Here is a 1880-nt window from a genome sequence, read left to right on the forward strand (position 1 = left end):
CGCGCCCGCAGCCGCCCCGCCGTCGCCCTGCAGCGCGCGGTGACGACGCCCGGCGGCCGCTTCCGGGTCATCGAGGCCACCACCGAAGAACAGCTGCAGACCTTCCCCGGCCTGTTCCGGGCGCAGGTGTTCACCCGGGCCGGCCACGTCCACCAGGACCCCCGGCCCACCGTGTGGCTGCGCCACACCGTGGTCGCGGCCGGCCGCGACCAGGCACGCAGGACGGCACGCAAACTGGAGCGCTCGCTGCTGTGGCGCACCACGGCGCAGGAGCGCACCCATGTCCTCCTGCTGGACCGGATCGGCGCCGCCACCTGGACCCTCGACGACGGGACACCGGTCCTGCCCGCGGACCGCTTCCGGCTGAGCGTGCTGTCCTCGACGCCCGGCCCCCACCCCGCCGACCTGGCGGTGCGCACCGACCTGAGCGACGGCTTCCTGCTCGGGCACCTCGCCCGCACCCTCGACGCCGGCCACCCGGTGCACCGGGTGGCCGCCCTCTCCGAGCGGCTGCTCCAGCCGGCCGCCCGGCTGCGCGCCCTGCTCGGCACGGCCGGCGAAGGACCCCACGAGGTACGGCGCTGGGTGGACAAGGCCGTCATGAAACGCATCGCCCGCAGCCACCGCATCCGCTGCGCCGACGGGCTGCTCGCCCACACGGCCCAGGACATCACCGAGATGTTCGACCGCCACGGGAAGATCGTCCTTAAACCGCGGGCCGCATCCGGCTCCCGGGGCGTGGCCGTCCTCGCCTCCTGGCCGGACCTCCAGGCCTGGCTGCACACGCAGTTCACCCCCGGCACACACCTGTGCGAGGAGTTCGTCGACGCCCCCCTGTGCCACATCGACGCGGTCGTGCACGACGGCGAACCGGTGTGGGACGTCTCCCTCTACGAGCGCGACACCATGGCCCTCCGCCACGGCCTGCCGCTGTCGTCGGCCACGGTGGCCGACCCGGCGCTGCGCGCGGCGGCCGGGCGCCTCCTCGACCAGGTCCTCCACGCCTGGCAGATGGACTCGGGCGTGCTGCACCTGGAAGCGTTCGTCACCGGTGGACACCTGACGTTCTGCGAGGTCGCCGCCCGGCCGGGCGGCGCCGGAGTCGCCGAGGCCTTCCGCGCCACCACCGGCATCGACCTCGACCACGCCAAACTCCTCGCCGACGTAGGGCTGGACCCCCGCCACCGCCGCCGTGACCCCGTGGCCGCCCACGCCGGCTGGACCGTGCACTACAGCGGCGGCGGACGACTCCTCAAGTTCGACGACTCCGCGGTGGCACCGCACGCCTACGCCCGCTCCGTCCACGCCCGCGTCGGTGACACCGTCCCCGCCTCACGGTTCTCCGGCAGCGGCATCAGCACCCACGTCTTCGCCCACGACTCGCACGCCGAGGTGTCCCGGCTGCTGCACCGCGCCGAACACGACATACGCATCGTGTGCGCACCGGCCCCCGCCACCCGGAGCCGGCCATGATCCTCGCCCTGCTCGGCAGCGCGGCCAAGGACTCGGTGACCCGAGAGGTCCTGCTCAAGGCCGGCGAACGCATCACCCGCGCCGGCCACACCTTCGAACTCATCGACCTGGCCGTGGAGTTCCCCCAGCCGCACGCACTGGCCGACTACGACGACCCGCCCACCGGCAGCCAGACCGCGCTGCTGCGCGCCCGCATCGCCCGCGCCGCCGGCGCCCTGCTGGCCACCCCCGTCTACCACGGTTCCTACAGCGCACTGCTGAAGAACGCCCTGGACCACCTCACCGGCGACGCACTCAGCAACCGGCCGGTCGGCCTGATCGCCGCCGGCGGCGGGCCGGGGTGGCGATCGAGTACGACGGCGAGGACGTACGCAGCCGGGTCGTCATCGACCCCGAGTCCGCCCTGC

The 1880-nt window shown here is 74.1% G+C and carries 2 protein-coding genes; both read left to right on the forward strand.

Translation table 11 applies throughout. From position 1 onward, the window contains the following. The coding region (locus AWZ10_RS32045; RefSeq protein WP_060892721.1) for an ATP-grasp domain-containing protein at nt 1–1473 on the forward strand (1473 nt) is incomplete at its 5' end. Beyond that, nucleotides 1470–1880, forward strand: a 411-nt coding sequence (locus AWZ10_RS32050; protein ID WP_167366007.1) for an NADPH-dependent FMN reductase, incomplete at its 3' end; no start/stop codon positions are given. The genes AWZ10_RS32045 and AWZ10_RS32050, both read left to right, overlap by 4 nt.

Origin of the sequence: Streptomyces europaeiscabiei (assembly GCF_001550375.1) — a bacterium.
Classification (GTDB): Bacteria; Actinomycetota; Actinomycetes; order Streptomycetales; family Streptomycetaceae; genus Streptomyces; species Streptomyces europaeiscabiei.